The organism is Marinomonas sp. MED121 (assembly GCF_000153025.1).
Lineage (GTDB): Bacteria > Pseudomonadota > Gammaproteobacteria > Pseudomonadales > Marinomonadaceae > Marinomonas.
The window spans coordinates 803,082-810,833 of sequence record NZ_CH672430.1; the positions used below are offsets into that span (position 1 = coordinate 803,082).

Genomic DNA, 7,752 nt, shown 5'->3' on the forward strand with positions numbered 1-7,752 from the left:
ACACTTATTCCTCACATTCATACAAATAATAAGATCATTCATACAAAAAATGGATATTTCAATTATCACTGACTAACTATATTCACTTTTTTCACTAGGCAAAACTGTAATTTATTTTCATAAAATAGGATCAAACCTAGATAAAACCCATAAAAATGTACTAAAGCTACATATCACGCCTATTTGGCAGGTTTTACATTGAATATAACTGGATATAAATATGCTCCTATTTTATTCAAAAAGCACATTCATATTCTAAATGATAACAATGCAGAATATAGATTAGACTAATTCACGTTAAATTCTCTATGCTGTTTCACATGGTCAAGCAAGCGCCAAAACAAGCAAATGTTACTGACCAGATGAAAAGCTTAAAAAGAAACTGAGTCCTTAAGTCCTTATTAAGCATCATCACAAAAACAAAATTTTAAAAAGCAGTGCTAACTAAGTAGTGCATCTGTCACCAGTGAGGAAGAAACATGTCAAACTATAAAAGCGATATCGACACTACCGCTAGCCTAATCGCATCTCAAGGTGCGCCATGGAATGCTATTAACCCTGAGTTTGCCGCTCGCATGCGTGCTCAAAACCAATTTAAAACTGGCCTAGACATTGCCCGTTATACTGCAAAAATTATGCGTGCAGATATGGAGCGTTATGATGGCGACTCTTCACAGTACACTCAGTCTCTAGGTTGCTGGCACGGTTTTATCGGCCAACAAAAAATGATCTCTATTAAAAAGCATTTTAATAGCACTGATCGCCGCTACCTTTACCTTTCAGGCTGGATGGTTGCTGCACTTCGCTCTGAGTTTGGTCCACTTCCTGACCAATCTATGCACGAGAAAACCTCTGTATCTGGTTTGATCGAAGAGCTATACACCTTCCTTCGTCAAGCAGACGCTCGTGAACTAGGTGAATTATTCCGTAGCTTGGATGCCGCTCGTGATGCTGGCGATAATGCTGCAGAAGATAAAGTACAAGCGGAAATCGACAACTACCAAACTCATATCGTGCCTATCATTGCTGATATCGATGCAGGTTTTGGTAACGAAGAAGCGACTTACTTACTTGCAAAACAAATGATCGAAGCGGGTGCTTGCTGCATCCAGATCGAAAACCAAGTATCTGACGAAAAACAATGTGGTCACCAAGACGGTAAAGTAACTGTGCCACATGAAGACTTCTTAGCGAAAATTCGTGCGGTTCGTTACGCTTTCCTAGAACTAGGTATTGAAGACGGTGTCATCGTTGCACGTACTGACTCTTTGGGTGCAGGCCTAACTAAGCAGATCGCAGTAACAGCGGCTGAAGGTGACCTAGGTGATCAATACAACAGCTTCCTAGATGTGGAAGAAGTTGATGCAAGCAACATGAAAAATGGTGATGTACTGCTTAACCAAAAAGGCAAGCTAGTTCGTCCTAAGCGTCTTCCTAGTAACTTGTTCCAGTTCAAAAAAGGTTCTGGCGAAGACCGCGTAGTACTAGACTGTATTACTTCTCTACAAAATGGTGCTGATCTACTTTGGATCGAAACCGAGAAACCACACGTACAGCAGATTGCTAACATGGTTAACCGTATTCGTGAAGTTGTGCCAAATGCGAAGCTTGTTTACAACAACTCGCCATCTTTCAACTGGACACTAAACTTCCGTCAGCAAACATTTGATGCTTGGACAGAAGCAGGTAAAGACGTATCTGCTTACGATCGTGCCAACCTAATGTCTGTTGAATACGATGCAACTGATCTAGCAGCAGAAGCAGATGAACGTATCCGTACTTTCCAAGCTGATGCAGCGCGTGAAGCGGGTATCTTCCACCACCTAATCACCTTGCCGACTTACCACACAGCTGCATTGTCTACTGACAATCTTGCGAAAGAATACTTCGGTGAACAAGGCATGCTAGGTTATGTGAAAGGTGTACAGCGTCAAGAAATCCGCCAAGGTATCGCTTGTGTGAAACACCAAGCAATGGCTGGCTCAAACATGGGTGATGATCACAAAGAGTACTTCTCTGGTGATGCCGCGCTGAAAGCGTCTGGTAAAGACAACACCATGAACCAATTTGGTTAATTCTCTGCCTCCCCGCACTAGAGCTGATTGACATAGGCTCGAAAAAAGAGAGTTACCAAAACCCTGAAAAGAGACTGGCTATCATAAGTCCAGTCTCTTTTTTTTGCCTTTAACCTCCGATTAAAAGATCAAGCCCTACCTATGAGTTTTGTCCTGATAAATCAAACAATGTTATCAGTCACTCGCCAAAGCGTCCCACCAGTCGTAAACATACAAAGCAAGATAGATAGGCAAAAGCGCCCAAATAAGAGGATCATCCCAGAAGGAAAAAGTGGTTCCGATTGCCGCTATGGCAAGCACCATAAGTTCGGTGACACCGACAAATAAAAGAAACTTAGTGATATGAACAAAATAACGCTGAATGGTATGAGCTAACTTAGTCTTTTGGTAGGTTGCTTCAAAAACACCAATAATACCTGCTGCCATTAACAAACCTATCACAGTCAAAATAGATGACTGATTCGATTTATCCATTTCAGCCATACTCTCAAAGGTATTTAAAAACAAAATAGGGGCGACCAGCCCCAGTAAAATACCTTGTTTAATCGCTACTTCTAAATAGAATTTAGGTAAATAGAACTTAGGTTTTTCCATTTATAATCAATCTCCTGAGCTTTTTAACTTTCTTTCAAGTTTCATTTAAGATTTCGCTTAAGCGAAAGGCTGCACTCAATTTATGCAAAACTGAGTACAGCCTTAAACGATTAATTATCAGAACCAAAGACAAACTTACCTTGTAGCATTGTCATCAGAATTTCAGTGTCAGCTATCTTGTTAACCCGCATTTGGGTTATATCTTTTTCTAAAATGGCAAAGTCTGCGGATTTTCCCACCTCAATAGAGCCAGTCACCTCTTGCAGACCTAGGCTGTAAGCCGCATTAATGGTGTAGGCATCAATGGCACTTTCAACATCAGGTAGGCCAGTTTTCCCCATGATGACACTGTTCGCGATACCAACTAAGGGATTAATATCGTGCACGTTCCAATCACTACTTAAGGTGACATTAGCTTTGGTGTCATAAATGGCCCTTAAATTCATCAAGGCTTTCGTGCGCTTTGCCCCTAAGAAAGCTTCTGCCCATTGATGATCATGATAAGCCACATAATCCGAACCCACCTGAAAATCAGCGGTTATATCTAGCTCTTCAAAGCGAGGTACATCCTTTTTATCCACCAGCTCCACATGGGTTAAGGTATAAGGTTTGCTAGAACCAAGATCTCGCATGGCCTCAATTGCATTAATCGACTCCTGTACGGCACCATCACCAATCGCATGAATATGCGCACTAAAGCCAATTTTATCTAGCTCACTCAACCAAGCTTTCATTTTTTGAGGCGGTATATAGTTAATGCCACGGGGCTCATCAGGAATATAAGTGTCGAAATAAGGTGTTAGCATTTTCGCTGTACCATTGATAAAAATACCATCACTGTACATCTTCACCTGATCGACCAATAACAGATCCTTCTCTTGTCGAGATTGAATAGTCGATAGATAAGTTAACTGCTCCGCCATTGGGTCAGTAGGGTAAATCCAAGGCCTTAAAGACACACGAGCGGTTAAATCTCCCTCTTTCTGTGCTTCTTGCCACACTTCATACCAACCCCGTTTCCAATATAAACGACCATCGCCAATCGTAGTAATACCATGGGCTGCAGCCTCTTCAAGACCGACCATCAAGCCATCATAACTTTGATCAAACTGATTACTTAAGCTATTCCAAGCCATTTCCATCACAATATCACCAGCGTTATCCATCAGAATGCCATTCAGCTCCCCTGTTTCTTCATCCTTTAGAATTTTCCCCCCTTGAGGCTCTGGTGAGTATTTAGTAATGCCAGCTTGCTTTAATGCAACTGAGTTAACCCACATAGAATGAGACGTTTGCTCCATTAATACGACAGGCTGATCAGGGAAAATTTTATCTATCACTTCTAACGGCGTATAAGGCCCTCTTTCTAATAACAAGGCATCAATAGAAAACCCATAACCCGTTAACCATTCATTCGGCTTGGCATTTCGACGACAAGCTTTTAAGTAACGAACTTGCTCTTTCAAGCTACCATCCATGCTTAACTCACAACTACCACCCGCTTCAGACGCGGCTTCAAACACATGATTGTGATTATCGATAAAGCCCGGCATCACAAATGCTGCTTGCAAATCCACAAGCTCAGTTGCTGATGACTGGTAATCAAGAGCATCAGCTTGATTACCTATATAGAGAATCTCACCATTTGCCACGACAATTGCATCCGCCTTATCGTGACCATAAATAATGCCATTGGTAAGAATCATATCCGCTTGCCCAAACGCAAAAGTGCTTGCACTTATCGCCAAGCCAGTTACTAAAGCGGGAGAAAAAATTGGTTTCATCGTATCTTCCTTCGTATTTCTTATGATGAACATCAAAGCTAATTAAGTATTCAATTAAGTATATCCCAGTAAATTTTAGTGATAAAAATACTCAGCATTCGATTTTTGATAGCGCAGCTAAAGGCTAGAAAAGCTGCGCCCATTTTGTAAGCTAATCGTTAGGGTTAATTAAACGCCCACCGCCGACAAACGGTTAATCGCGGTATATTGGCTTGGACGTCTATCTCTAAATATCCCCCAAGTACGTCGATACTCTTGGGCTTCATCAAGATCAAAGCTAGCACAGATAACCGCTTCGGATGTTTGATCCGCTTCCTCTATCTTTTTCCCTGTATAGTCAGCAATAAAGGAAGACCCATAAAAGGTCATACTAGAATCAGAAGTCGTTTCTTCTCCGATTCGATTAGAAGCAATCACGGGCACCATGTTTGCAGCGGCGTGCCCTTGCATCACTTGCTGCCAATGCTCTCGACTATCTAGATTTGCATCACTGGGTTCGCTTCCTATCGCCGTGGGATAAAAAAGCATTTCCGCCCCTTTTAACACCATAGAACGTGCGGACTCAGGGAACCATTGATCCCAACAAATCGCCACACCGATATCGGCATAACGTGTTTTTGCAACCTGAAAGCCTGTATCACCTGGGCTAAAATAATATTTTTCGTAATAACCCACAGCATCAGGAATATGTACTTTACGATAATGGCTCACAATGGCGCCATCCGCATCTAGCACCACAATAGAGTTAAAATAGTTATTACCATCAATCTCAAAAAATGAGATGGGTAGCGCCACTTCAAGCTCTCTTGCTAACCCTTGAAAGTGTTCAATAAATTTATTGCCATTAAGTGGTTTAGCGAGCTTAAAGTGCTTAGCATCTACTTCTTGGCAAAAATAAGGGGTTTCAAATAATTCCTGCAATAAAATGATTTGAGCCCCTTGTTGATGAGCCTTTCTGACTTGCTCTTCAGCTCGCTGAATATTGTTAGCGGTATCCCATGTACAGACCATTTGAGTCGCAGCGACTTTAATATTTCTCATGCTTTTTCCTTAATAAATTAGTTTTTAAGACACACCCCTTTGCGCTCATCAAGAGCACAAAGGATCAGGGTGTGAACAAAGGGGTGTGATTAAATTTTTTACGTGCCTGCTTTGATGCGATTCCACATGCGACGCAGTTTTTTCTCAAATGAAGGAGTAAAGTTCGGCAAAGGAACCAATCGGTTTTTGATTGACTCTGGAGGATAAATTCCAGGGTTCTCGACCAGTGAAGATTCTAGATATGACACAGAGGCAGAGTAGCCATTAGCAAACCTCACAAGGTTACTAATGCCGGCCATAATCTCACCTTCCATTAAATGATCTAACAATAAATGTGCGTTATCTGGATTAGGTGCATCGACGGGAATGCCCATGGCATCAAACCATAAGGTCGCACCTTCTTTTGGAATGACATAATTTAGCTTAATGCCATTACCCGCTTGATCCGCTGTATCTTGGACCATAAAAATACTGCCGTTATAGCCAACAGCTAAACATGACTCACCACTTGCCAAGTTTGTCATATACATGGAATTACTGAAGGATCGAATATAGGGCCTGATCTTTTTGAGGTGACTTTCAACAAGCTTCAAATTAGCAGAACTCGCTTCGTTTATATCCTTACCTAAGTAGAGTAAGGTCGCCACATAAAGCTCTTCAACATCATCTAAAAGCATGACACCACAATCAGCCAATTTAGAAACATTATCTGGATTTAGCAATAATCCCCAACCGTCTTTTACCGCATGAGGTAAGCGCTGATTAACCTCATTTACATTATAACCAAGCCCTGTGGTTCCCCACATGTAAGGCAAGGCATACAGGTTGCCATTGTCGAAGTTTTCAATCCAACCCAGTATTTGCGGATCAATATTTTGATAGTTTGTTAGCTTAGATTTATCTAACTTCTGAAAAGCGCCCGCTTTAATCTGACGTTTTAAACGCCTTGATGCATCTGACATCACCACATCATAACCACTGGCACCTGTTAACAGCTTGGTTTCAACCGTATCGACAGAGTCAAATAGGTCATATTGTATTTTTACACCTGTTTTTTGAGTAAAACTCTCTAATGCTTCTTCCGTGATATAGTCATTCCAATTATAAAAATTCACACTTTTATTGACTTCATCTTGCCCATAACTGGGTGTGGAGAGGCACACCAAAGGAATGAATGAGCTCATTAAGAATCGATTAATTTTCATGCTAGTTACCTACTATTGTTATTGTTAAAGGCGTACTTATTATTTGGCTTTTGGCTGCTGTTGAGTAATGCAGTGAATCCCACCGCCGCCGACGGCAATATGAGAAATATCTAACTGAACAATCTCACGCTCAGGGAAAAGCCTCTGATAAACTTTTTTCGCCCTTTCATCCGCCGCAATACCATATTTAGGCATGATCACAGCCCCGTTCGCGAAGTAGCTATTAATGTAAGAGGTACAGTAATTATCATTTAAAGGTGTCGCATCAAATCCATCTTCAATAAAACAGATCTCTATTTTTCGACCTTTCGCATCGGTTTGCCCCTCAAGCGCTGCCAAATTATCTTTCATGATCTGATACCAAGGGTGTTCAGTATTAAAAGAGGTTTCCATTAACACCACTCCAGGTTTGATAAACTGGGCAATACCGTCCACATGGCCATCCGTTTCATTTTCATCACAGTTTCCTGGTAACCAGATAACCTTGCTTGCACCTAAGGTACGGCATAGTTCATTTTCGACATCTTGCTTAGTCCAACCAGGGTTCCGGTTTGTATTAAGCAAACATGATGCAGTGGTAATAAGTGTGCCTTCTCCATCCGTTGTCACAGCACCACCTTCTGCTACCAGGTCTGATACAAAACTTTGAACTTGTGCGATTTTTAAAACCTTTTCCCCCACCTCATCATCTAGCTGATAAGGATGATACTTTTCACCCCAAGCATTAAAACGCCAAACGCTTCCAGCAAGCTCTCCCTGATCATTAATCAAGAAATTAGGACAAGCATCCCGTGCCCAAGAGTCATTAAGTTCGGTTTCAATCAGGTTAACCTTGTCCTCCAATAATTGACTTGCTTGGCCTATATCTTTGGCGTTAACTAACAGGTTTACCTTTTCAAATTGGCTGATTGCGTTAGCCACATCAGCATAGTGCTGTTTTGTTTTTTCCATGTTGAGCCAGACTTCATTACGGCTTGGCCACATCATCCAACAAGCATCATGTTCTTCCCATTCTGCTGGCATACGAAAGCCAAGTTCAGCTAGATCTGTTTT

General features: G+C 41.5%; 6 protein-coding genes. 1 reads left to right on the top strand and 5 read right to left on the bottom strand.

Features of this window, described 5'->3' with window-relative positions; translation table 11 throughout:
* Positions 1–479: 479 nt before the first annotated feature.
* Positions 480–2,075: an isocitrate lyase gene (locus tag MED121_RS11555; RefSeq protein WP_009833874.1), complete on the top strand. Its 1,596-nt coding sequence runs from the start codon at positions 480–482 to the stop codon at positions 2,073–2,075.
* A 174-nt stretch (positions 2,076–2,249) separates the two neighbouring features.
* Here MED121_RS11555 and MED121_RS11560 read toward each other — a convergent pair whose 3' ends face one another.
* The 5 genes from MED121_RS11560 to MED121_RS11580 form a co-directional block, all read right to left on the bottom strand.
* Positions 2,250–2,669, bottom strand: coding sequence for a hypothetical protein (locus MED121_RS11560; protein WP_009833875.1), 420 nt, complete (start codon positions 2,667–2,669; stop codon positions 2,250–2,252).
* 110 nt (positions 2,670–2,779) lie between these two features.
* Positions 2,780–4,453, bottom strand: coding sequence for an amidohydrolase (locus MED121_RS11565; RefSeq protein WP_009833876.1), 1,674 nt, complete (start codon positions 4,451–4,453; stop codon positions 2,780–2,782).
* A 168-nt stretch (positions 4,454–4,621) separates the two neighbouring features.
* Complete coding sequence (gene aguB / locus MED121_RS11570) at positions 4,622–5,494, bottom strand: N-carbamoylputrescine amidase (protein WP_009833877.1); 873 nt, start codon at positions 5,492–5,494, stop codon at positions 4,622–4,624.
* Positions 5,495–5,592: 98 nt separating this feature from the next.
* Positions 5,593–6,699: an extracellular solute-binding protein gene (locus MED121_RS11575; RefSeq protein ID WP_009833878.1), complete on the bottom strand. Its 1,107-nt coding sequence runs from the start codon at positions 6,697–6,699 to the stop codon at positions 5,593–5,595.
* Positions 6,700–6,738: 39 nt separating this feature from the next.
* Positions 6,739–7,752: agmatine deiminase family protein (locus tag MED121_RS11580; protein ID WP_009833879.1), on the bottom strand; the 1,014-nt coding region annotated here is incomplete at its 5' end.

Bases quoted from the DNA above. Each gene is read 5' to 3' on its own strand.
- aguB (WP_009833877.1), bottom strand. From the start codon at position 5,494: ATGAGAAATATTAAAGTCGCTGCGACTCAAATGGTCTGTACATGGGAT.
- MED121_RS11560 (WP_009833875.1), bottom strand. From the start codon at position 2,669: ATGGAAAAACCTAAGTTCTATTTACCTAAATTCTATTTAGAAGTAGCG.
- MED121_RS11555 (WP_009833874.1), top strand. From the start codon at position 480: ATGTCAAACTATAAAAGCGATATCGACACTACCGCTAGCCTAATCGCA.
- MED121_RS11565 (WP_009833876.1), bottom strand. From the start codon at position 4,453: ATGAAACCAATTTTTTCTCCCGCTTTAGTAACTGGCTTGGCGATAAGT.
- MED121_RS11575 (WP_009833878.1), bottom strand. From the start codon at position 6,699: ATGAAAATTAATCGATTCTTAATGAGCTCATTCATTCCTTTGGTGTGC.